The following is a 21,251-nucleotide window of genomic DNA, read 5'->3' as shown; positions in this document are numbered from 1 at the left end:
CGTAGCGCCCCCCTCTGCCCTGCCGGGCATCTCCCCCTCAAGGGGGGAGATTGGCAGCATTATCGTTTCGCCTCTTCTTTCTGACGTGGAGATTGGCGAACGCCGAGGCGACATCCAATCTCCCCCCTTGAGGGGGAGATGGCCGGCAGGCCAGAGGGGGGCGCTGTCCCGCCGGCATACGTCATCACTGATGCGAGAGAATGTTGATCAGCCGGCCGAACGGATCGCGCACGTAGAAGCGCCGCACGCCCCAGGGCTCGTCGGCCGGTCCGTATTCGATGGCAAAGCCCGCCGCCTTCATGGCATCGAGCGCTGCATCGACATCGTCGACCTCGATCGAGAGATCCGGCACCGGCGTGCCGGAACCGCCTTGCGCCATGAAGCTGACCTGCACCTGCATCGTTTCATCGGAGCCGTAGGTTGCGATCCAGCCGAGGTCCATCAGCACGTCGAGACCGAGCACATCCTGGTAGAAACGCTTCGCCGCCGCGACATCCGCTGTCTCGATATTGGCAACGATGCGCTGGACTTTCATCGTCGGTCGCCCTTCAGGCCGTGCGCCGCAGCGCCGTCACCTCGATCTCGATCTTCATTTCCGGTTTGTTGAGTTGGCAGACGATCATCGTCGCTGCCGGCCTGATGTCACCGAACGTCTCGCCGAGGATCGGGAAGACTACATCCACGAACGCCTGGTCGGTGATGTAGTAATGCGCCCGCACCACGTCAGCCATCTCGAAGCCGCCGTCCTTCAGCGCCTTGCCGATCGTCGCCAGGCAATTGCGCGTCTGCGCCTCCACCGTCTCCGGCATCGTCATCGTCGCATAGTCGTAGCCGGTGGTGCCGGACACAAAACACCAGTCGCCCTGCACCACGGCGCGCGAATAGCCGGCGGTCTTTTCGAACGGCGAACCGGTGGAGATGAGTTTGCGCATATGAGGGGCCTTGCTTGGGTTGTCGGCCAGCATTAGCAGGCGGAACGGCGCGGGTCGTGGGCCAAGCCAGGCAAACTGTTATCCCGGAAGCGAAGCGCGAACCTCCGAGATTGGTTGAAGCATCCCTTCCGTCGTCATCCTATGGCGGAGCAAGGAGCGTAGCGACGCGGCGCAGACCATAGGATGACGAAAGCGAGGGGGTGCTGCGCAACGCTAAAGCTTTAATTTGCCGCCCCCAGCGCCTTGTCCAACGCCGCCTTCACATCCGCCGGCCATGTCGCCACACCAGGCCACGCCTGCGGCTGGCCATTGTCGCCGCGGCGGGCGAAGTAGAGTTTGTGCTGGGCCGGGTCGACCGCCATGAAGCCGTCATTGCCGCCGCAGTCATGCGGCACGCAGCCGCTGGCGTAGAAGGCGCCCGAAGCGGTCTTTTCGGTGCCGCCGCCGACCAGCAGACTGGTCGCCATGTCGGCCATGTCCTTGCCGAGCAGCTTTTCCGCTTCCTTGTAGACGGCCTCATTGTGGAAGGCGTCGATGATGTTCTGGTACTTTTCCGGATCGATGTCTTTCCAGTCCGTTCCGGGTTCCGGCATGTAGGTAAGATTGCCCGAAATCGTCAGCCCGTCGGTCGGCGACCATTGCAAAGCCGGCTTCTGATCTCCCGGCAACAGGTAGGGCACGAAATAGATGGCGTTGTCGGACACCGCCGAGGGCGGCGCGCCGCACTGGTCCTGCTCGACCGTGGTGCTCTGGATCGTGCCGCCTTCCGGTTTCCAGACGATCACCGTCGCCGGCCCGCATTGGTTGCCGCCGTCGCCGACATCGAACAGCGCCACCTTGACGCCGCCGACCTCGACTGTTTTGTCGAAGAAGACATCGTAATTGCTGGCCAACTGCTTGCCGTCATAGGCAAGCACCTTCTCGCCATACTGTTCCTTCTGGGTGATGGTCAGCGTGCCGCCTTCGAATGGGACGGGAGCTTGCTTGTCGTCATCGGAAGCATCGGCGGCGTTCGTCCCCTGATCGGCGGACGGCTGCTCCGTCGCCGGGGCCGGCTGTGTGGCGGGCGTCTGGGTCTGCGCAGACGCGCTGGCGATTTGCCCCAGCAACAAGGCCAGCCCGCAAAGGCCGGCAAGAAGCGAACGTGTCATGACTGTCCCTCCACTCAGTCGCCGCGAACCGGCCCGAAAGGCCAGATCCATCCGTCCGGAGCGCGCCGCTCAGGCCCAGGGGCGCTGTTCGGCGTTGCGCTTCTCGAACGAAGCGATGGCGCCGGCTTTCTCCATGGTCAGGCCGATATCGTCGAGCCCGTTGAGCAGGCAGTGCCGCTTGAAGTCGTCGAGGTCGAATTTGACCACGCCGCCATCCGGCCCACGGATTTCCTTGGCTTCGAGGTCTACCGACACCGTGGCATTGGAGCCGCGCGAGGCGTCGTCCATCAGCTTCTCGAGATCCTCGGGGCTGACGGTGATCGGCAGGATGCCGTTCTTGAAGCAGTTGTTGTAGAAAATGTCGGCGAACGAGGTCGAGATGACGCAGCGAATACCGAAGTCGAGCAGCGCCCACGGCGCATGCTCTCGGCTGGAGCCGCAGCCGAAATTGTCGCCGGCGACCAGGATCTGCGCCTTGCGGTAGGCCGGCTTGTTGAGCACGAAATCCGGGTTTTCCGAACCGTCGTCCTTGTAGCGCATTTCGGCGAACAGGCCGGTGCCGAGCCCGGTGCGCTTGATCGTCTTGAGGTAATCCTTGGGGATGATCATGTCGGTGTCGACATTGACGATCGGCATCGGAGCGGCGACGCCGGTGAGCTTGGTGAATTTTTCCATGGCTTTTGCCCGTGTTTTCGTTGCGGGGAATTTGCTGAGGCCCGGTTTACACAAAGCCGGCGGCAAATAAAAGGCAACTGTTCGTGCACGGTGGCACAAGCCGGCCCGATGGTGCAATCTGGCGGCCATGGCAGAAAACGCACACGTCCTCTACGAAAGAGAACCCGCGCTCGACATCGCCGAATTCCGTCGCGTGCTGGTCGAATCCGGCCTCGGCGAAACACGGCCGATCGATGATGAAGCGCGGCTGCGGGCGATGCTGTCGGGCGCCAATCTGGTGCTGACCGCGCGCCTTGATATTCAGGGCAAGCCGCTGATCGGCGTCATCAGGGCGATCACCGACTTCTCCTGGGTCTGCTACATCTCCGAACTCGCCGTTTCCCGATCGGCACAGGGGCTCGGCATCGGCAAGGGCCTGATGGACGAGGCGCGCCGGCAGCTTGGACCATCGGTCGCCATCAGCCTGATCTCCATGCCCGATGCCGTAGGCTTCTACGAACGTATCGGCATGAAGCGCATGGCCGACGCCTTCTGGTTCGACCGCAAGGGCTGAGGCTCGCTGGAAATACTGTTCCGCAACCGTAGCGATCCTTCGCGCCAGCGTCAAAAAGGACCTTCCCTTTGCCCGCTCAAATCACATTCAATTCCCGGAACGCCCTTCCCTCCGCCACCCGCTCATACCCGAACGCCGAGCAATCCACCGTGCGATAACCGCCATGCACGATCAGCTCGGCCAGCGCTTTGCCCACTGCTGGCGCCTGCTGCAGGCCGTGGCCGGAAAAGCCGTTGGCGAATAGGAAATTGCCGACGTCGGGATGCGGACCGATCACCGCGTTCTGGTCGAGCGTGTTGTAGTCGTAGTGGCCGGCCCAGGCACGGGTCGGCTTGATCGCCTCGAAGGCGGGAATACGGGTCGCCAGCACCGGCCAGATCACCTCTTCGAACAGTGGCCAGTTTACCTCGAAGTCGCCGGGATCGGGTGCGCAGTCGCCTTCCTCCGGTTCGGCGCCGCCGGTGAGGTAGACCGAGCCTTCCGGACGGACATAGATGCCGGAGGGATCGACCAGCAGCGGCATGTCGGCATATTTCTCGCGTGCCTCGAAGACGAAGACATTGCGCTTGCGCGGCTCGACCGGCAGCTCAAGCCCGGCCATGGCAGCCACCTTGCCGGCGTTCGGGCCGGCGGCGTTGACGACGATGCCAGCCTCCAGCATCTCGCCATTGCCGAGGCTCACTCCCGTGACGCGGTTGCCATCGCGCGCGATGCCGGTGACATCTGCGGTGATGAAATCGACTTTCTTCTGCCGCAGCGCCTTGCGGAACAGCGTCAGCATCGCATGCGCGTCGAACCAGCCTTCGCCGGTGCGGCCATAGGCGCCGGCTGAAATGCCCTCGGGCGACAGCCACGGGAACCGGCGCACCAGCTGATCCGCGTCCTCCAGCACAATGTCGGCGCCCTCGGCCATCTGCGCCTGGTGATTGCTCCTCAGGATCGGCAAGCCGTCCTCGCCGGCAAGGATGAGGTAGCCGCCCTCGCGAAAGCCGATATCGGCGTCATCCCCGAACTCTTCCTTCAGCCGCCGGAACAGCTTCAGCGTGAACTGCGACAGGCGGATGTTTTCCGGGATCGAGAATTGCTGGCGGATCGAGGCCATGGACAGCGTCGTTGACGCATGCGCGAATTGCGGATCACGCTCGACCAGCGCGATCGTGCCGGAAAACCCTTGCTCACGCAGGTAATAGGCGACCGAGGAGCCGACGATGGCTCCGCCGATGATGACGATGTCGTAGCGCATGTTCTCTCCGATCCGGCCGATAGTGTCCTTCACGCCACCGGCAGAATGACCTCGAAGCGCGTGCCGCGCTCGCTGTCAACCAGCGCGATCATACCATCATGCGCTTTCAGGAGGGCCAGCACGATGCCGAGGCCCATGCCGGTGCCGCCCTGTTCGCGCCGCGTGGTGAAGAACGGCTCGAAAATGCGCGCCCGGTTGCTCGGCGAAATGCCGGCACCGTCGTCGCTGACCAGGATGCTCGCCTTGCCGCCGGCGCTCGTAGCGGAGACAGAAACCTGCATCGCGCCATGCCTGGCCGAATTGTCGATGAGATTGGCCAGCACGATAGCCGCGTTCTCGGCCGATATGCGCAAGTCGATGTCGCCGCCGGCCCCGATGCTAACCGCGAGCCTGTTGTCGACGGGCAGCAGCGACAGTGCCGCACCGAGCGATGTGCTTTCGCCGCTCGGCGCCAGGTTTTCGGCGCGTGCCAGGTCGAGCAGGCGCCGCACCAGCAGATTGAGCCGCCCCGCATCGGTGACGATATTGTTGGAGAAACGCCGCCGCTCCGCATCGTCCATCGCGCCACCGGAATCGCGCAGCAATTCGGCCGCGCCTTGGATCGCCGTCAGCGGCGATTTGAGCTCATGCGAGACATGGGTGGCGAAAGTCTGGATTGAGTCCGACCGCGCCTGAAGCTTCTCGGCCATGTCGAGGAAGGCGGCGGACAGCTCCGCCATCTCTCGCGTGCCGTGGTGGTCGAGCGGCCGGATCGCCGTGCGGTCGCCGGCGGCGATGCGCTCGGTGCGGTCGATCAGCGCATAGATCGGCCGGCTGACGGTGCGCAGGAAGATGAGACCGATGAGCAGCGTGCCGCCGAGAATGGCGATCGCCGCCAACGTCACCTTGCCACGTTCGCCATAGAGATGTTTGATGATGTTGTTGGGCGTCCGCGACACATAGACGACGCCGGCGACCTGGCCGTCGACAGCGACCGGCAGGGCGACGAAGACACGCACCTTGGTGCCGCGGCTGACCGAATAGAGCGGTGGCGTCGGCTGGTCGGGAATGCGCAGCCTGAGCGCGCTGGCATAGTGGCCGGCAAGTGCTGTGCGCACCTCTTCGACCGCACTGAGCGACTGGCCGACCTCGCCGCGCCCGGCAATGACGACGCCCCGGGGGTCGAGCAGCCGGAAGCCGGCCAACGTGGTTTTCTGGGTGGCGTCGAGGATGCCGGACAGGCGCGCGCCGATCACCGCGAAGGCGGGATCGACGATCGCCGGCATCGCCGCCGGCCGGGTCGGCAGGACATAATCCGAGGCAAGATCGAGCTGCGGTTCGATTGGCCTGTAGAGCGGGTCCGGATTGACGCTGCGGCTTGAATCCCCACTTGGCTCCGGCATCGGCGCACCGAGCTTTTCCGGTGGGATGCCGGCGTCACGTACATCCCGCGCATAGATGGCGGCGATGGCCGCGCCTTGCGCGATCAGCTCCGCCTCGGTCTGGCGGATCAGCTGGTTCTCGTAGAGGCGGAAGAAGAACAGGCCGACCAGTGGCAAGGCCATCACCATGATCAGGATGGCGACGACGACCGTGGCAAGCCGTGGCCGCCATTTGCGGTCGATCCATTTGCTGGAGGCCGTCAGCCGCATCGGCCAAGCCGGAAGCCGACGCCATGCACCGTCTCGATGACATTTGGGCAACCCACGGCTGCCAGTTTGGCGCGGATGTTGCGGATGTGGCTGTCGACGGTGCGGCCGGCGACGTGGATGTTTGCGGCATAGGCGCTGGCCGTGACCGCGTCGCGGTCGAGCACATGCGCCGGCCGCGCCAGGAACCCCTTCAGGATCGAGAACTCTATTCCTGTCAACGATAACGGCTTGCCGTCGAAGCTGGCGGTATGGCTGGCCGGCGCCAGAGCCAGTTTGCCATGCGAAAACTGCCTGTCGTCGGCCGGTTCGGGCGCCGCCGGGCGGGCGCGCCGCAGGATGACGTTGACGCGGGCAACCAGCTCGCGCGGGCTGAATGGTTTCGTCACATAGTCGTCGCCGCCCATTTCGAGCCCGAGGATGCGGTCGATCTCCTCGTCGCGCGCAGAGAGGAACAGCACCGGCACATCGGATATGTGCCGCAGCCGCCGGCAGACCTCCAGCCCGTCCATTTCCGGCATGCCGATATCGAGCACGACGAGGTCCGGTGCCCGGCGGCCGATTGCCTGCAAGGCGGCGGCACCGTCGGCCACCCCTGTCGTTTTCATGCCGGCCTTCTCCAAGGCAAAGCAGATCACCTCGCGGATGTGCGGGTCATCGTCGGCGACGAGGATGTGATGCGGCATGGATCAGCGGCCCGGCATGGAAGGTTCGATAGCGGAGGGAATCACGAACGGCTCCTTGGTGTCGAGATATCGAAGCAGCCGCCAGTCGCGAAAGCTCCAGGCCCGCCAGTTCTGCTGGATAGTTCGATACCAGATTTCGTCGCTGCCGCGCACGCCGGCCAGTTCGCGGACAGTGCCGGCGGCCGCCGTCTTGCCCTGGTGCTCGAGGAAGCGATCAAGCGCGGGAAACGCGCCCGGACCGAGCGAGTGAAGATACCAGGCGTCTAGGGGAATGCCCTGGCCGGTCATTTCGAGGGAATGGTCGACATTGTAGTTGGCGATCGTTGCTGCGAAATTGATGAAACAGCCGGCATAAAGCGTCAGGGATAACGTCAGAAGATTGGCGGACAGCAGCCATTCGTTGGATTTTCTAAGCGCGATGCGGGCAATGATCAGGGCAAGGCCTGCTGCCACCAGCCCCATCCAGACAAAGGCGGCGACGCGCCAGTAGGTCAATGCATAGATGCCGATATAGAGGTCGAGCCGCAGGATCGACGAGATGACCAGCATGATGTTCTGCGCCACCCAGACATAGACCAGCCGGCGGATCAGCGGATCGGCCGAGGTTTCGCTGCCGGGTCGCAGCGCTGCCAGCACGAAGCCGGCGGCAAGCAGTGCCGTGACGATCAAGGGATAGGCGCCACGATGCGCGTAGGAGGCGTAGCTCAGCCCATCGGGAAGCGCTGCCCCGCCCCACAGATAGGCGGCGTCGAGCGCCGTCTGCAGCGCAAACAGGATGTTGAAGACGATCAGGGCGCGCAGGATGGCGGCCTTGCCGAACAGGATGTCTTCGATGGTGGTGGCGGTTTTGCCGGCTTGAGCGCTGACCGCCGGCAACGCGCGCGGGATGCGGCGAACCAGGCGCGGTCGCAGAAAAGCCCAGACAGCGGCGAGCACGAACAGCCAGAAGGCAATCCGCGCCAGCTGGATAAGATCGAGCAGCCTCACGAGATCGATCAGCGACAGCCAATAGTCGATGACCGGATTGGCGGCACCGAACAGCGCCAGGAAGACCGCGCCCAGCGTCAGCGGCATCACCCAGACGGCGATCGCCGCCAGCCGGATGCGACGCCCACCGAACCGCCGCGCCGTCCTGCGCCAGCGGATGAAATCAATGACGAAGCGGAACGGCGCCGCCAGCCCGAACAGCACGATCTGCCCGGCAATGCGGGCGATGCTGTGCCGCAGCCGGCCGCTCAACGAAAGCGCGAAGACGGTCAGCGCCGCCAGCGCGATCGAGACCGACAGGGTGCTGACGTTTTCAGCCAGCGGCAGCAGCGGGACAAGCAAGGCGATGGGCTTGAGCCAGACCCGGCCGTCGTTGAAGGCGGCCGGGTGCACAGCGACGACCGCCGCGGCAATCAGCAGGGCGAACAGGAAAACCGTGATCCCGGCGGGCTGGCCATAGAACAGAAAATCCGCGAGCGCTGCCAGCAGGATGGCGACACCGAAACGGCTGCAATAGCTCGGCGCGGCGGAGAACAACGCTGTCATGACCTGGCTTTCCTGATGGCTTCCAGCCGAACCGTTGGCGGGCTTCTGCGGACAAAGGGAATGAGGGTTGCGACGGGACACGCGCGCGGCGGATCGGCCAGCCACCAGCCCTCGCTACGCAGTCGGTGAGGCAGGGACCAACGGGGCTTTGCTCGCTTGTGCATGCCGCTTGTCTCGCAAGCGGGCGGGGAAACGGCAGGGCGGATCCGAGGAGGTTTTCCGCAGGCCCGTGCAGTTTTCGTGCAGGGGTAAACGCTGCCAATCTCCCCCCTCGAGGGGGGAGATTGGCAGCTTCATGCCCGAGCTTGCCTCACCCGCCCACAAGCGGCATAGATCAGCCATGGAAACCTACCGTCCGCGCCGCTCCGTGCTCTACATCCCGGCCTCCAGCGACAAGGCCTTGGCCAAGATCGCGCAGCTTGCCTGCGATGCCATCATCATCGACCTGGAAGACGCCGTCGCTCCGGCCGACAAGATCGCCGCCCGCGAAAAACTGGCCGGCATTTTCGCCGGCCATTCCGAGAGACGCTGCGAGATGATCGTGCGCATCAATGCGATATCAGGCGAATGGGGCGCCGACGACCTGCTGGCTGCCGCAAGCTGCGAACCCGACGGCATCCTTCTGCCCAAGGTCGACACGCCGCGCGACCTGCTCGAGGCCGGCGACGTGCTTGACGACAATTTTACCCCCGACAGCGTGAAACTATGGGCGATGATCGAGACGCCCAAGGCGCTGCTCAACATCGGCGCCATCGCCGAACTTGGCCGCGATCCGGCCTCGCGGCTCAATTGTTTCGTTGCCGGAACGAATGATCTGGTCAAGGAGACCGGCATTCTGGCGACGCCTGATAGGCGCTACCTCGTGCCATGGCTGATGCAGATGGTGCTGGCCGCACGCGCCGGCGGCATCGACATGCTCGACGGCGTCTCCAACGATTTTCGCGACCTCGACGCCTTCGCCCATGAATGCGCGGAAGCCGCGGCCATGGGGTTCGACGGCAAGAGCCTCATCCACCCGGCCCAGATCGAAGCCGCGAACCGCGCCTTCGTGCCGTCCACGGAAGCGGTGGCCGAGGCACGCTCGGTGAAGGAAGCCTTCGCGCTCGCCGAGAATGCCGGCAAGGGTGTGATCGCGCTGAACGGCAGGATGGTCGAACGGCTGCACCTGGCGCAGGCCGAAAAACTGCTGGCGAAGGCAGCCGCCATCGGGTCATAAATGCTCGATGGATGCGAGTGGGCTACAGCTACTCACGACAGGAATTGAACAATGAAACTCTACCGCTTTCTGTCCGCTCCGGACGATGCCAGCTTCTGCCACAAGGTGACAGCGGCGCTGAACAAGGGCTGGCATCTGTTCGGCTCGCCGACCTATGCCTACGACAAGAAGGCCAAAGCGATGCGTTGCGGCCAGGCCGTGGTCAAGGATATCGACGGTCAGGAATACGGGCCCGATACCAAGCTGAGTGACTGGTAGATTTGAAAAGCTCCGACGCAGCGTGTGTTGAGATTCAGGTCAGGCCGAGTCGAAAATGGTGGTTTCCGAGAACCGGAGCGGAGCGTACTTTTGGGTACGTGAGCACAGTTCTACCGCGACGCGGTAGAGCGGGGAAGCGCAGGAAGCCATCATTTGCAGGCCGGCATCACCTGAATATCAGCGCACCCTACTCCGCCGCCTCTTCGATCTTCTCCATATCTTCGTCCGACAGGCCGAAATGGTGGCCGATCTCGTGGATCAGCACGTGGGTGACGATGTCGCCCAGCGTCTCTTCGTTCTCGGACCAGTAATCGAGGATGGCGCGGCGGTAGAGCGTGATGCGGTTCGGGCCTTCGCCGGTCTGCGGGTTCCAGCGCTCGGCGATGCCGCGTCCCTCGAACAGGCCGAGCAGGTCGAATGGCGTTTCCAGCGACAGATCGTCCATGATTTCGTCGGTCGGGAACTCGGCGATCTGGATGACGATCTCGCCGGTCAGTTTGCGAAAATCCTCCGGCAGATGGGCGTACGCCTCCAGCGCCAGGAACTCCATTTCGTCCATCGAGGGCGAGAGTTCGTCGTGCCAGGTGCGGGTCTTGTAGATGCGGGCCATGCTTTGTCCTTTGATCCCGGCATATAGGCTTTCGCACCGGAATCGGCAAATGAACGGGCCGATGCGCCTGCGCCATCCCTGCAGAGAGGAATAAATTCCCCATGACTCTGCTTGACTCTTGGGATGCGCTCTGGAATCTATAGGAACATAACAGGAACAATTGTGAGTGGAAGCTGACCGTCATGGCGATGACCGCCGTGGCGCGGGAGACTGTTTTTGCCCTGCGCCGCCAGATCGCGAAAATCGAGGGAACGCTGCCCGAGCGCTTGGCTGCGCCGGCAGCCGCACCCTTTGATGCTGACGTCAACACTGATCTCACAATCGTCCGGCGTGGCATTGCCGCGGCGTTGCCGGATGCGTTCCTGCCTATCGGCGTCGGGCGCCTCGACGCCGCCCTGAGCGGCGGGCTGCCGAAGGCCGCCCTGAGCGAAATCCATGGGCTTGAAACCCGCGATGCCGGGGCCGTCGCCGGCTTCGCTTTGTCGCTCACCAGCCTGATCCTCAAGCAAACGCCGGGGCTGCCGGTGCTGTGGATCGGCACATCGGAGATTTTTCGCGAGGCCGGCTTTCCCTATGCCAGGGGGCTTCACGCCTCGTTCGGCATCGAGCCGGAGCAATTGCTGTTTTCCGAGGCGCCAAGGCTCGTCGATGCACTGTGGGTCGCCGAGGAGGCGGCCCGGATGACGGCGCTCGCCGCCGTCATCCTGGAAATCCGCGGCAATCCGCAGCGGCTTGACCTGACCGCGACACGCCGGCTGCATGCAAGGGCGCAAGCGGCCGGCCGGCCGGTGTTCCTGCTGCGGCAGGCGGCTGGGCCCGAACCGACGGCGGCACCCGTCCGCCTCATCGTCGCCTCGGCGCCGGCGGTGCCGCGCGACACCATCGCCGGGCCGCTGGCCGGCTCGATCGGCCGCCCGGCCTTCACCCTCACCATCGGCAAGAGCCGCACGGCCCTGCCTGGACAATTCACACTGGAGTGGAACCCCGATGAACGCGCATTCGACGAAAGAGCGGGCGAGGCAAGAGACCGGGCAAAGAATCCTGTCCCTGTGGTTTCCCTATCTGGCGGCGGAAAGGATCCTGCGCCAGCGTCTGGGGCGGTCCTGGCGTTCCCGGTCGTCGGATCACCCATCTCACCCGCCGCTCGTGATCAGCCATCGCGACCGCAACGCACAGCGCATCTCGGCCCTCGACGAGCGGGCTGAGGCGCTGCACCTGAAGCGCGACATGGGCATCGCCGATGCGCGCGCCATGCATCCGTCGATCGACGTCGTCGAGGCCGATCCGGAAGCCGATCGCCGCCTGCTCGAAGGCCTCGCCGACTGGTGCGACCGCTACACCCCGCTGGTGGCGCTGGACGGGGCAGACGGCCTGTTTCTCGACGTCACCGGCTGCACCCATCTGTTCGGCGGCGAGCGCGCCATGCTGGACGACATCCTGTCGCGCTTCTTCCATCAGGGTTTCGATGTCCGCGCCGGGCTTGCCGCGACGCCGGGTGCGGCCTGGGCGGCGGCACGCTTTTGCGGCGACCGCATCGTTGTGTCAGGCGAGGAGGAGGCGCTGCTGGCGCCCCTGCCGCTGGCCGCGCTGCGCATAGAACCTTCGACCCGCACCAGCCTGGAAAGTGTGGGCCTGCGCACGGCGGGCGCCGTCATGGCGGCACCGCGCGCGCCGCTCGCCCGCCGCTTCGGCGCCCTGCTGCTCCTGCGCCTCGACCAGGCGCTTGGCCGGCTCGACGAGGCGGTGTCGCCGCGCCTGCCCGTCGCGCCGCTTTCGGTCGAACGCCACCTCGCCGAACCCGTCACCCTGACCGAGGACATCGAACGGCTGGTGGGCATGCTGGCGGCGACCTTGAAGACCGACCTCGAGCGCCGCGGCGAGGGCGCCCGGACGCTGGCGCTGCTGCTCTTTCGCGTCGACGGCGCCGTCAGCCGCATCGCGCTCGGTACCTCGCGGCCGATGCGCGAACCCATGCTGATCCAGAAACTGTTCCATGAAAGGCTGGCCGCGCTCGAACAGGATATCGATGCCGGCTATGGTTTCGATCTGGTGCGGCTCTCGGTGTTGGCATCAGCCACCTTCGACATGCAGCAGGCCGATCTTGCCGGCGAGGTGACCGACGACGGCGCCGATATCGCGCTGTTCGCCGACCGCATCCGCGCCCGGCTCGGCGATGGCGCGGTTCTCCGGCCGGTCGCGGTCGAAAGCCATCTGCCGGAGCGTGCCGTCGCCACCATCCCCTTCACCGACGCGCCGTGCCGGACCACGCCGCCGAAGAAGCCGGACAGGCTGCAGGCACCAAAAACCATATTTCCGCCGGAACGACCGATCCGGCTGTTCCGCTCGCCCGAACCCATCGATGTGCCGGCCACCGAAATGCCGGAAGGACCGCCGCTGAACTTCCGCTGGCGGCGCGCGCTCTACCGGGTCAAGCGCGCCGAAGGGCCGGAACGCATCGCCGCCGAATGGTGGCGGGAAGCGCCAAGCGACGAGGCGGCATCGACGCGCGACTATTTCCGCATCGAGGATGCCGACGGCCGCCGCTACTGGCTCTACCGGCAAGGCCTCTACGGCGGCGCCTCGCAAGTCCCGCCGCGCTGGTTCCTGCATGGAGTCTTCGCATGAACGCGCTGACCGTCATTCCCTATGCCGAGTTCGGCATCCAGTCGAATTTCTCCTTCCTGCGCGGCGCCTCCAAGCCGGAGGAGATGGTGGTCGCGGCCAAGCTCCTGGGCTTCTCGGCGATCGGACTTGCCGACCGCAACACGGTGGCCGGCGTGGTGCGCGCCTGGCAGCAGGCCAAGGTCGAAAAACTCTCCTATCACCCCGGCTGCCGGCTGGTTTTTGACGACGGCACGCCGGACATCCTCGCCTATCCCCAGGACCGCAAGGGCTGGGGGCACCTCTGCCGCATGCTGACGCAAGCCAATCTGCGCGACGAGAACGAAAAAGGCGCCACCCTTCTCCAGCGCGGCGACCTGCTCGAATGGGGTGACCTGATGTCGCTGGCGGTCCTGCCCGGTCTGTCGACGGGGGCGCAAGACAGTCTTGCCTTGCTTGGTGAGCTCAAGGGCCGTTTCGGCAGGAACCTGCGGCTTGGCGTTTCGCCCGACTACGCCGGCAATGACCGTTTCCGCATCGAGCAGGCGGCAGCACTTGCCGAGAGCGCCGGCATTCCGCTGATGGCGACCAACGACGTTCTTTATCACACCGCCGAACGACGCCCGTTGCAGGACGTGCTGACCGCGATCCGCCTCAACACGCCCGTTGCCGAGGTCGGGCTGCAACTCTCCGCCAATGCCGAGCGCCATCTGAAGCCGCCGATGGAGATGGGCCGCCTGTTCCGCCGGCATCCGCAGGCGCTGGCCGAGACGCTGCGGTTTGCGAAAGAGCTGACTTTTTCGCTTGGCGACCTCCAGTACAATTACCCCGACGAGCCGACGGAATCGGGTCTTGGTCCACAGGCTGAGCTGGCGCGACTGGCGCGGGAGGGAGCGGCGAACCGCTATCCGGCTGGTGTGCCGGATTCCGTGACCAAGCGCATCGAGGAAGAGCTCGCTTTGATCGAACGCCTCAACTATGCCCGCTATTTCCTGACTGTCTACGACATCGTCAAGTTCGCGCGCAGCAAGGATATTCTCTGCCAGGGACGTGGATCAGCCGCCAATTCGGTCGTCTGCTTCTGCATCGGCATCACCGAAGTGGGGCCGGAAAAAATCGATTCGCTCTTCGAGCGCTTCATTTCCGAGGAGAGAAACGAGCCGCCGGATATCGACGTCGATTTCGAGCACGAAAAGCGCGAAACTGTAATCCAGTACATCTACGAGAAATACAGCGGCAAGCGCACGGCACTTGCCGCCGCCGTCATCAGCTATCGCGGCCGGTCGGCGCTGCGCGAAGTGTCGAAGGCGATGGGCCTGTCCGAGGATGTCAGGGCATCGCTTTCCGGCTCGATCTGGGGTTGGTCGACATCGGAGCTTGGCGAGAAGGAAGCCCGCGCCGGCGGCCTCGACCGCACCGACCCGGTGTCGAGGCACGTGATGGAGCGTGCCAATGAGATCATGGGCTTCCCCCGCCATCTCTCCCAGCATGTCGGCGGCTTCGTCATCACCAGGGACCGGCTCGACGAGATTGTGCCTATCGTCAAGACGGCGATGGACGAGCGCAAGATGGTCGAATGGGACAAGGACGATCTCGACGCGGTGAAGATCTTGAAAGTCGACGTGCTGGCGCTCGGCATGCTGACCTGCCTGCAACGCGCCTTCACCTTGCTCACGGATCACTATCCTAATGCGCGGGATGAGTATGGGCAGCCCTATGTGTTGGCCACCCTGCCGCCGGAGGACAGGCAGGTCTACAAGATGATCTGCCGCGCCGACACGCTCGGCGTCTTCCAGATCGAATCGCGGGCCCAGATGTCGATGCTGCCGCGTCTCAAGCCAGACAATTTTTACGATCTCGTCATCGAGGTGGCGATCGTTCGGCCGGGCCCGATCCAGGGCGACATGGTTCATCCCTATCTGCGCCGCCGGCAAGGCAAGGAACAGGCCGAGTATCAAAAGCCGGAGCTGGAAGCGATCCTCAAGAAGACGCTTGGCGTACCGCTGTTCCAGGAACAGGCGATGAATATCGCCATCGTCGCCGGCGGTTTCAAACCGGGCGAAGCCGATGAACTGCGCCGCGCCATGGCCACCTTCAAGCGCACCGGCACCATCGGCAATTACCGCGACCGTATGATCAATGGCATGGTCGGCAAGGGCTACACGAAGGACTTCGCCGAGCGCTGCTTCAAGCAGATCGAGGGCTTTGGCGAATACGGCTTTCCCGAAAGCCATGCTGCTTCCTTCGCCCTGCTCGTCTATGCCTCCTGCTGGTTCAAGACCTTCTATCCCGACGTGTTCTGCGCCGCGATCCTGAATTCGCAGCCGATGGGGTTTTACCAGCCGGCCCAACTCGTGCGCGACGCAAGCGACCATGGCGTCGACATCCGCGACGTCGACGTCAATTTTTCGGTGTGGGATTGTACGTTGGAAAAGGCGCCTTTCGATCCGGCCCGCATCCTGCCACGCCATGCCGAAATGCGCGGCGTCATCGAGACGAAGCATGCCGTCCGGCTCGGCTTCAGGCAGATCAAGGGCCTGTCGAAGGAGCGCATGGAGGCTTTCGTCGAGCGGCGCGGCTCAGGCTATGTATCCGTCAGGGATGTCTGGCTGCGCTCCGGCCTCGATGTCGGCGAGATCGAAAAACTGGCGCAGGCCGATGCCTTCCGCTCGCTCGGTCTTGACCGTCGCGAAGCCCTGTGGGCGGTGCGCGCGCTCGACGGCAAGAGCGCCGCCGAAAGGCTGCCGCTGTTCGACCAGCCGGCGCTTCGCCTGCGCGAGCTGGAACCGGAGACGAGGCTGCCGAAAATGCCGCTCGGCGAGCATGTCATCCACGATTACCGCGCGCTCGGCCTGTCGCTGAAGGCGCATCCGGTCGCCTTCCTGCGCGAGCGGCTCGACCGCGCCGGCGTCATCCCGAATGCGAATCTTCCTTCCGTGCGCGACGGCAGGCGCGTCTCGGTCGCCGGCCTCGTGCTGGTGCGGCAGCGCCCCGGCAAGGGCAATGCGATCTTCCTGACGCTGGAGGACGACAAGGCGGTGGCCAACATCATCTTCTGGCAAAGAACCTTCGACCATTACCGGCCCATCGTCATGGGCGCCCGGTTCGTCAAGGTCACCGGGAAATTGCAGTCGGAATCGGATGTGGTCCACATCGTTGCCGAGAGGATCGAGGATCTGACGCCCTGGCTGACCGTGCTCCTGGAGAAGGTCAGCGAGGCCGCACCAGCGGTTCCTCCGAGAGACCTCGCCAAGGACGGTTCGGATCGCTCCAGCCCCGCCAAACAAAGCGCGCCGATCCGGCAGGATCTCGCAACGCTGTCGGAAGAAGCGGAACAGGTCATGCCCAAGGGGCGGAATTTTCAGTAGGCAAGGCCATGCCAAGAACGGAACGAAAGCGGACGTCGGCGATCCTTCGCGCCCCCTCTGTCCTGCCGGCCTATTGGGTACAAGAAACGTGCCCCTCAGCCCGGCCCACCCAAACGTGGCGGTGGCGGGGCCAGCACATCCTCCACCGAAAGCGTCCGCGCCTCGGAAGGCAGCATGATCGGGATGCCGTCACGCACCGGATAGGCAATCTTGGCGACCCTGGAAATCAGTTCGCCGCGCTCCGGATCCCAGGCCAGCGGCCCCTTGGTCAGTGGGCAGGCCAAGAGTTCCAGCAGCTTGGGGTCGACCTTCTTCCCGTCACGTCCGTCCGCCATCGCGCCCTCTTACTGCAAACTCGACCCAAAATCCTCATTCTCGCGCGCCAGCGCCATTTCGGTGATGGCGATCAGCGTCTCGGCCCGGGTCTTCAAATCCGCCGCTTCGAGCAGCGCCTGTTTCTCGGCTGGCCCGTAGGGCGCCATCATCGACAACGCATTGACCAGCATGGCATTTTCGGCCCGGCTGACGCTTTCCCAGTCGGCCTCGAGGTCGTTGGCCTGCAGATAGGCGCGAAATGCCTTGAGCAGCGATGGCCGGTCGATCTCGTTGCCCGCCTGGTCCTCATCGAGATCGGCAAGGAAAGGCGAGGGCTTGCACTGGCGAAACGGCGTCTTGACCGTCAATTCATGGGCGATGCGGAACCGGCACACGCCCTGCAGCGAAATCAGGTAACGGCCGTCGCCGCTCTCGGAAAAGGCGATGATGCGCCCGGTGCAACCGACATTGCAGAGTTCCGGCTCGCCGTCGTCGCGCAAGGCGCCGTCGAGACTGGGCTGGATGACGCCGATGAGCCGCGAGCCGGCGATCGCCTCGTCCACCATCTGCAGATAGCGCGGCTCGAAGATGTTGAGCGGCATGCGGCCTCCCGGCAGCAAAAGCGCCCCCTCGAGCGGAAAGATAGGGATCGTCGACGGCAAATCCTTGGCGAGCCGGTAATGCGCGTTTCCCGCTTGCACCTCGTTCCTCCGATCGCGCCATCAAGAAGCGCGTGAGTTCTTGGCCCTAATCTGGCGCAATCATCGCCGACGCCAAGCCCGTGCGGCAAAACAACCGGCAGCCGGCTCAGGAAAACAGCAGCGCCGACAATTTGCGGCGCGCGGCCAGCGTCGCCTCGTCGGTCATGCCCCAGGCCTCGAACAGCTGCAGCAATTGCGTCCTGGCGCCATCCTCGTTCCAGGCCCGGTCGGCCTTGATGATGGCCAGCAGATTGTCGGCTGCGGCCGTACGGTCGCCGTTGGCGTTCTGGATCATGGCCAGATCGAAACGCGCCTGGTGATCTCCGGGATTTTCCGCAAGGCGCCGCTCGAATTCGGCTGGATTGCCGAGAGCCGCCGCCTGCGCCGCAACCGCCATCCTGGCGCGCAGGGCTGCCAGTGGCGGCGCATCCTTCTTGGCCTCCGGGGCTGTTGCCAAAAGCGCCTCGGCGCCTTCCGTGTCGCCGGCCTCGAACAGCAGCTCTCCCAGTCCGGCGATCGCCTCGATCGTCTCCGGCGCCTGCGCCAGGATGGCGTCATAAATGTCGGCCGCGGTCTGCATGTCGCCGGCGTCGCGCGCTTCGGTGGCCGCTGCCAGAGCTTCGGCCACCGGCGGCGCGCCATTGCCCTTGCCGCCGACCTTGGTGATGAATTCGTTGATCTGGCTCTCCGGGATGGCGCCCATGAAGCCATCGACCGGCTGGCCGTCCTTGAAGGCGATGACCGCCGGGATCGACTGGATGCCGAGCTGGCCGGCGATCGACGGATGGTCGTCGATGTTCATCTTGACCAGCTTGACCCTGCCGCCGGCGGCCTTGACCGCCTTCTCCAGCTGCGGCGTCAGTTGCTTGCAAGGTCCGCACCAGGGCGCCCAGAAATCGACCAGCACCGGCTGACGGCGCGATTCCTGGATGACATCGGCGGCAAAGGCAGCCGTCGTCGTGTCCTTGATCACATCGGCGGGAGCGGCGGGCGTATCGCCAAGCGCGACTTTCGCCGGCGCCGGCGCGGTTCCACCATACTGCACCGAGGTGGTGTACTGGCCGCCATTGCCGCCAAAGGGGCCGCCGAACGGATTGTTGTGGCTCATCTCTTTACCCTTCCGTGGCGCCGCCGGCCGGCAGCCAGGCGCCCTATGCTTCAGACCATCGGTTTTAAGCCATCCATGTGGCGATCACGCGGAGACTTTCAAGATAGCAGCATCGTGCCCGGTTGCCTCGACGAATCTGATCAGGTCGGTCGCTGCGATCGATGTCGTCGCCTCATTGGTCAGCGGATGCCCATTGATCACCGCATGCTCCATCAAATCCTTGTCGAGCACGAGCTTGACCCTGTTTGCCGTGTCGTTGATGATGCCAAAGACCGTGACGGCGCCCGGCGTGACGCCGAGCAGCTCCATCAGCATCTCCGGTTTGCCGAAAGAAACCCGGCTGGCGGCGCCGATCACCTGGTGGATCTGCTTCAGGTCGACGACCGCGTCCTCGCCGACGGTGACCAGGAAGAAATTGTCCTTCTTGTCCTTCAGGAACAGGTTTTTCGTGTGCCCGCCGGCGATCTCGCCGCGCAGCGCCTGCGAATCGGCGACGGTATAGAGCGGTGGATGGCGCTTGGTCGAGGCAGCAATGCCCAGCTCGGCAAGAAAGGCAAAAAGTTCGGCTTCGGTCTTCGGCATCGGTTTCGTCTTCGTCCCGTTTGTGAGCCCATGCCGTTTACGGCCAATGGGGCGGCCGACACAAGACCGTCATGCGACATCACGGTGAGCGGCACCCGCCCTTTGCGGTGGCGCCCCCGCCGCGTGCCACTCGCGCGCCCGCCGGCGGCTTGCCGGCCTCGCTTGCCGGGTCGTAAAAAAGCCTGCGATTTCCCTGTTGCAATCGCCGCGCTCTTCAGCCATATAGGCCCGGCTTGCGGCCAAGACGCCGTGCGAGCGGGTGTAGCTCAGGGGTAGAGCACAACCTTGCCAAGGTTGGGGTCGAGCGTTCGAATCGCTTCACCCGCTCCAATTTCCTCTAAGGAAATCAAGCATCGAAAAGCCGCGGTCCGCCGCGGCTTTTTCGTTTTTGGACATTGTCGAACTGGGAGCTTGGGCCGAACTGCGCTTCGTCCATCCGCCTCTCATGTCACATAAAATTACAGCCAGGAACGCTTCCCGCCTCGCCTCGTTAGCCCTCCATCACCTAACGATGGAGAAAAACCAATGCAGGATATTTCCGGTAAGCGCGTCGCTATCCTTGCGACAAACGGGTTCGAACAATCCGAGCTTGAAGTTCCGCTCAAAAAATTACGCGAGGCGGGCGCCGAGGTCGATGTCGTGTCGCTCGCAAGCGGCAAGATCAAAGGCTGGGACCTCAAGGACTGGGGTCGGGAGATTCCTGTCGACAAGACGTTGGATGAGGCGCGGGCGGACGACTATGACGCGATCGTCCTGCCCGGCGGGGTTATCAATCCGGATCTGCTGCGCGTCGAGCGAAAGGCCCTGGACTTCATCGAATCGTTCTGGTCGGCCAAGAAGGTCGTCGGCGCGATCTGCCATGCGCCCTGGCTTCTCGCCGAGACCGGCATCGTAAGGGGTCGCCGGGTCACGTCTTACAAATCGATCAAGACCGATGTGATCAACGCCGGCGGTCTGTGGGAGGACACCGAAGTCGTCACCGACCAGGGGCTCGTCAGCAGTCGCAATCCCGGCGATCTCGACGCGTTCTGCGACAAGCTCGCCGAGGAGATCAGGGAAGGGCGGCACGACAGAAGGGTTGCTGCCTAGCCGCCTGTCCGCCCAGACGATCGACCGCGCAAGCTTTTCACAGTCAGCCCTTCGCCCCATCCGCCTTCCGCAGCGATGCCTGATGCACCAGCGAGGTCCAGCTGTTGGTCGAGGCGAGGTGGCAATAGAGCAGGCCGAGCGCGCCTGATTTGCGCAGGTCGAGAAACGCCTCGTCGCTCAATTTGTTGAAGGCCGGCTCGTCGATCACCTGGAAGTCGGTGAGGTTGAGCACCTCGCCACCCTCCAGCGTCACCTTGCTCTGGCGCGGCGAAAACAGGCCGTGCGCATCGATCTTTTCGACCATCTCGCGGGTGGCTCGGAAGTCGATCTGGAACTGGTTGCAGAAGGCGAGCGCCTGTCTGGTCGCTTCGGTCGGCTCGTTGCCGGCGAAGAACGGCGCGATCTTGTCGTCGCGCAACGGCGCCAGCAGCTGGTCGACGACACGGTCGCTTGCCCGGTCGGCGCACAGCGTCAGCCGGCCGGCCGATGTCGGGTCTTCGGCCAGGATGAAGGGATAGCGGCGGACATAGGCGGGGATGTAGTGCGGCCCGGTCCATTTGCCGTCGGCATCGACGAACAGATTCTCGTTCTGGCGCACGCCGGTGATGATCACCGGCGACTTGGTCGGGCCGATGAAGACGATCGGGTAGGAGCGCATCGCCGCCGGCATCTCCGACGCGACCACCGGAATGGCGTGCGCCGAGCGGGCGAAGCCGAAGTCACTGCGCGCTGTCAGGCCAAGCGAGCCGTGCCGCGCCGGATTGAGCGCCTCGGGCCTCGAATAGAACAGCGGCAACGCATCGCTCGGCACGTCCGTCTTTGCATCCGCCATCATCCGTCTCCCGCACGCCCATCAGGCTGCCAATGGTCCCGAAGCCGGGATCTATGCTTTGTTTGCGCTGATCTTGGATCGAAAGGAATCCCGCGCAGGACAAAGTACTACAGCGTCTCTTGCGCGCATAAAAGGACAGGCGGTGCTGTATCTTTGGGATTTGCGGCGAT

Annotated in this window: 21 protein-coding genes and 1 tRNA gene; 8 read left to right on the top strand and 14 right to left on the bottom strand. The window is 64.3% G+C overall.

Features of this window, described 5'->3' with window-relative positions:
- Positions 1-184: 184 nt before the first annotated feature.
- The 4 genes from EN955_RS05035 to leuD all read right to left on the bottom strand — a co-directional run bounded on the left by EN955_RS05035 (position 185) and on the right by leuD (position 2,758).
- Positions 185-535 carry a VOC family protein gene (locus tag EN955_RS05035; RefSeq protein WP_024504043.1) on the bottom strand — a complete coding sequence of 117 codons (351 nt, stop codon included), beginning with the start codon at positions 533-535 and terminating at the stop codon, positions 185-187.
- Positions 536-548: 13 nt separating this feature from the next.
- Positions 549-932 (bottom strand): RidA family protein, encoded by a 384-nt coding sequence (locus EN955_RS05030; protein ID WP_024504044.1) that lies wholly within the window; start codon positions 930-932, stop codon positions 549-551.
- A gap of 221 nt (positions 933-1,153) precedes the next feature.
- Entirely contained in the window at positions 1,154-2,083 is a 930-nt protein-coding gene (locus EN955_RS05025; protein ID WP_024504045.1) for a hypothetical protein, read from the bottom strand.
- 69 nt (positions 2,084-2,152) lie between these two features.
- A complete protein-coding gene (leuD, locus tag EN955_RS05020) occupies positions 2,153-2,758 on the bottom strand; it encodes a 3-isopropylmalate dehydratase small subunit (protein ID WP_013528787.1) in 606 nt (201 codons plus the stop codon).
- A gap of 127 nt (positions 2,759-2,885) precedes the next feature.
- Here leuD and EN955_RS05015 point away from each other — a divergent pair, with 127 nt between their 5' ends.
- The gene (locus tag EN955_RS05015; protein ID WP_013528786.1) at positions 2,886-3,311 is read left to right on the top strand and encodes a GNAT family N-acetyltransferase; all 426 of its coding nucleotides are present in this window, start codon (positions 2,886-2,888) and stop codon (positions 3,309-3,311) included.
- A gap of 76 nt (positions 3,312-3,387) precedes the next feature.
- Here the strand turns inward: EN955_RS05015 and EN955_RS05010 are convergent, their stop codons facing one another.
- The 4 genes from EN955_RS05010 to EN955_RS04995 are packed head-to-tail and all read right to left on the bottom strand — an operon-like array spanning position 3,388 to position 8,401.
- Positions 3,388-4,554, bottom strand: coding sequence for an FAD-binding oxidoreductase (locus EN955_RS05010; protein WP_024504046.1), 1,167 nt, complete (start codon positions 4,552-4,554; stop codon positions 3,388-3,390).
- Positions 4,555-4,583: 29 nt separating this feature from the next.
- Entirely contained in the window at positions 4,584-6,185 is a 1,602-nt protein-coding gene (locus EN955_RS05005; RefSeq protein ID WP_024504047.1) for an ATP-binding protein, read from the bottom strand.
- Positions 6,176-6,868 carry a response regulator transcription factor gene (locus tag EN955_RS05000; RefSeq protein WP_024504048.1) on the bottom strand — a complete coding sequence of 231 codons (693 nt, stop codon included), beginning with the start codon at positions 6,866-6,868 and terminating at the stop codon, positions 6,176-6,178. The genes EN955_RS05005 and EN955_RS05000 overlap by 10 nt, the downstream gene beginning before the upstream one ends.
- A gap of 3 nt (positions 6,869-6,871) precedes the next feature.
- The gene (locus tag EN955_RS04995) at positions 6,872-8,401 is read right to left on the bottom strand and encodes a DUF4173 domain-containing protein (RefSeq protein WP_024504049.1); all 1,530 of its coding nucleotides are present in this window, start codon (positions 8,399-8,401) and stop codon (positions 6,872-6,874) included.
- Between the two features lie 340 nt (positions 8,402-8,741).
- Between EN955_RS04995 and EN955_RS04990 the strand changes: the two genes are divergently transcribed.
- Together EN955_RS04990 and EN955_RS04985 are read left to right on the top strand one after the other, a co-directional pair.
- Complete coding sequence (locus EN955_RS04990; RefSeq protein ID WP_024504050.1) at positions 8,742-9,617, top strand: CoA ester lyase; 876 nt, start codon at positions 8,742-8,744, stop codon at positions 9,615-9,617.
- A 51-nt stretch (positions 9,618-9,668) separates the two neighbouring features.
- The gene (locus EN955_RS04985) at positions 9,669-9,875 is read left to right on the top strand and encodes a DUF1737 domain-containing protein (protein WP_013528780.1); all 207 of its coding nucleotides are present in this window, start codon (positions 9,669-9,671) and stop codon (positions 9,873-9,875) included.
- A gap of 187 nt (positions 9,876-10,062) precedes the next feature.
- Here the strand turns inward: EN955_RS04985 and EN955_RS04980 are convergent, their stop codons facing one another.
- Positions 10,063-10,485, bottom strand: coding sequence for a metallopeptidase family protein (locus tag EN955_RS04980; RefSeq protein ID WP_013528779.1), 423 nt, complete (start codon positions 10,483-10,485; stop codon positions 10,063-10,065).
- Between the two features lie 182 nt (positions 10,486-10,667).
- Here EN955_RS04980 and EN955_RS04975 point away from each other — a divergent pair, with 182 nt between their 5' ends.
- The 3 genes from EN955_RS04975 to EN955_RS04965 are packed head-to-tail and all read left to right on the top strand — an operon-like array spanning position 10,668 to position 16,454.
- Complete coding sequence (locus tag EN955_RS04975; RefSeq protein WP_024504051.1) at positions 10,668-11,690, top strand: hypothetical protein; 1,023 nt, start codon at positions 10,668-10,670, stop codon at positions 11,688-11,690.
- Positions 11,632-13,110 carry a DUF6504 family protein gene (locus EN955_RS04970; RefSeq protein WP_027162864.1) on the top strand — a complete coding sequence of 493 codons (1,479 nt, stop codon included), beginning with the start codon at positions 11,632-11,634 and terminating at the stop codon, positions 13,108-13,110. Before EN955_RS04975 ends, EN955_RS04970 begins: the two co-directional genes overlap by 59 nt.
- Positions 13,107-16,454 (top strand): error-prone DNA polymerase, encoded by a 3,348-nt coding sequence (locus EN955_RS04965; protein ID WP_024504053.1) that lies wholly within the window; start codon positions 13,107-13,109, stop codon positions 16,452-16,454. Before EN955_RS04970 ends, EN955_RS04965 begins: the two co-directional genes overlap by 4 nt.
- 95 nt (positions 16,455-16,549) lie before the next feature.
- On the opposite strand, the gene EN955_RS04960 is transcribed toward EN955_RS04965, so the two are convergent.
- From EN955_RS04960 to EN955_RS04945, 4 genes are all read right to left on the bottom strand, one after another.
- Positions 16,550-16,789 carry a Trm112 family protein gene (locus tag EN955_RS04960; RefSeq protein ID WP_013528775.1) on the bottom strand — a complete coding sequence of 80 codons (240 nt, stop codon included), beginning with the start codon at positions 16,787-16,789 and terminating at the stop codon, positions 16,550-16,552.
- A 9-nt stretch (positions 16,790-16,798) separates the two neighbouring features.
- Positions 16,799-17,470 carry an LON peptidase substrate-binding domain-containing protein gene (locus EN955_RS04955; RefSeq protein ID WP_024504054.1) on the bottom strand — a complete coding sequence of 224 codons (672 nt, stop codon included), beginning with the start codon at positions 17,468-17,470 and terminating at the stop codon, positions 16,799-16,801.
- Between the two features lie 106 nt (positions 17,471-17,576).
- A complete protein-coding gene (gene trxA / locus EN955_RS04950) occupies positions 17,577-18,578 on the bottom strand; it encodes a thioredoxin (protein WP_024504055.1) in 1,002 nt (333 codons plus the stop codon).
- An 84-nt stretch (positions 18,579-18,662) separates the two neighbouring features.
- Positions 18,663-19,160, bottom strand: a complete 498-nt coding sequence (locus tag EN955_RS04945; protein ID WP_024504056.1) for a prolyl-tRNA synthetase associated domain-containing protein — start codon at positions 19,158-19,160, stop codon at positions 18,663-18,665.
- A gap of 255 nt (positions 19,161-19,415) precedes the next feature.
- Between EN955_RS04945 and EN955_RS04940 the strand changes: the two genes are divergently transcribed.
- Both EN955_RS04940 and EN955_RS04935 read left to right on the top strand, forming a co-directional pair.
- Positions 19,416-19,490, top strand: a tRNA-Gly gene (locus EN955_RS04940).
- Between the two features lie 195 nt (positions 19,491-19,685).
- A complete protein-coding gene (locus tag EN955_RS04935; protein WP_024504057.1) occupies positions 19,686-20,249 on the top strand; it encodes a type 1 glutamine amidotransferase domain-containing protein in 564 nt (187 codons plus the stop codon).
- A gap of 43 nt (positions 20,250-20,292) precedes the next feature.
- Here EN955_RS04935 and EN955_RS04930 read toward each other — a convergent pair whose 3' ends face one another.
- Positions 20,293-21,081 carry a SapC family protein gene (locus EN955_RS04930; protein WP_024504058.1) on the bottom strand — a complete coding sequence of 263 codons (789 nt, stop codon included), beginning with the start codon at positions 21,079-21,081 and terminating at the stop codon, positions 20,293-20,295.
- Between the last annotated feature and the right edge of the window lie 170 nt (positions 21,082-21,251).

Origin of the sequence: Mesorhizobium sp. M7A.F.Ca.CA.001.04.2.1 (assembly GCF_003998485.1) — a bacterium.
GTDB lineage: Bacteria > Pseudomonadota > Alphaproteobacteria > Rhizobiales > Rhizobiaceae > Mesorhizobium > Mesorhizobium ciceri.
This window is presented reverse-complemented; position numbering and strand designations above follow the sequence as displayed.

Bases quoted from the DNA above. Each gene is read 5' to 3' on its own strand.
- EN955_RS05000 (WP_024504048.1), bottom strand. From the start codon at position 6,868: ATGCCGCATCACATCCTCGTCGCCGACGATGACCCGCACATCCGCGAG.
- leuD (WP_013528787.1), bottom strand. From the start codon at position 2,758: ATGGAAAAATTCACCAAGCTCACCGGCGTCGCCGCTCCGATGCCGATC.
- EN955_RS04960 (WP_013528775.1), bottom strand. From the start codon at position 16,789: ATGGCGGACGGACGTGACGGGAAGAAGGTCGACCCCAAGCTGCTGGAA.
- EN955_RS04935 (WP_024504057.1), top strand. From the start codon at position 19,686: ATGCAGGATATTTCCGGTAAGCGCGTCGCTATCCTTGCGACAAACGGG.
- EN955_RS04980 (WP_013528779.1), bottom strand. From the start codon at position 10,485: ATGGCCCGCATCTACAAGACCCGCACCTGGCACGACGAACTCTCGCCC.
- EN955_RS05030 (WP_024504044.1), bottom strand. From the start codon at position 932: ATGCGCAAACTCATCTCCACCGGTTCGCCGTTCGAAAAGACCGCCGGC.
- EN955_RS04975 (WP_024504051.1), top strand. From the start codon at position 10,668: ATGGCGATGACCGCCGTGGCGCGGGAGACTGTTTTTGCCCTGCGCCGC.
- EN955_RS04990 (WP_024504050.1), top strand. From the start codon at position 8,742: ATGGAAACCTACCGTCCGCGCCGCTCCGTGCTCTACATCCCGGCCTCC.
- EN955_RS05010 (WP_024504046.1), bottom strand. From the start codon at position 4,554: ATGCGCTACGACATCGTCATCATCGGCGGAGCCATCGTCGGCTCCTCG.
- EN955_RS04930 (WP_024504058.1), bottom strand. From the start codon at position 21,081: ATGGCGGATGCAAAGACGGACGTGCCGAGCGATGCGTTGCCGCTGTTC.
- EN955_RS04995 (WP_024504049.1), bottom strand. From the start codon at position 8,401: ATGACAGCGTTGTTCTCCGCCGCGCCGAGCTATTGCAGCCGTTTCGGT.
- EN955_RS04985 (WP_013528780.1), top strand. From the start codon at position 9,669: ATGAAACTCTACCGCTTTCTGTCCGCTCCGGACGATGCCAGCTTCTGC.
- EN955_RS05025 (WP_024504045.1), bottom strand. From the start codon at position 2,083: ATGACACGTTCGCTTCTTGCCGGCCTTTGCGGGCTGGCCTTGTTGCTG.
- trxA (WP_024504055.1), bottom strand. From the start codon at position 18,578: ATGAGCCACAACAATCCGTTCGGCGGCCCCTTTGGCGGCAATGGCGGC.
- EN955_RS05035 (WP_024504043.1), bottom strand. From the start codon at position 535: ATGAAAGTCCAGCGCATCGTTGCCAATATCGAGACAGCGGATGTCGCG.
- EN955_RS04965 (WP_024504053.1), top strand. From the start codon at position 13,107: ATGAACGCGCTGACCGTCATTCCCTATGCCGAGTTCGGCATCCAGTCG.
- EN955_RS05005 (WP_024504047.1), bottom strand. From the start codon at position 6,185: ATGCGGCTGACGGCCTCCAGCAAATGGATCGACCGCAAATGGCGGCCA.
- EN955_RS05015 (WP_013528786.1), top strand. From the start codon at position 2,886: ATGGCAGAAAACGCACACGTCCTCTACGAAAGAGAACCCGCGCTCGAC.
- EN955_RS04945 (WP_024504056.1), bottom strand. From the start codon at position 19,160: ATGCCGAAGACCGAAGCCGAACTTTTTGCCTTTCTTGCCGAGCTGGGC.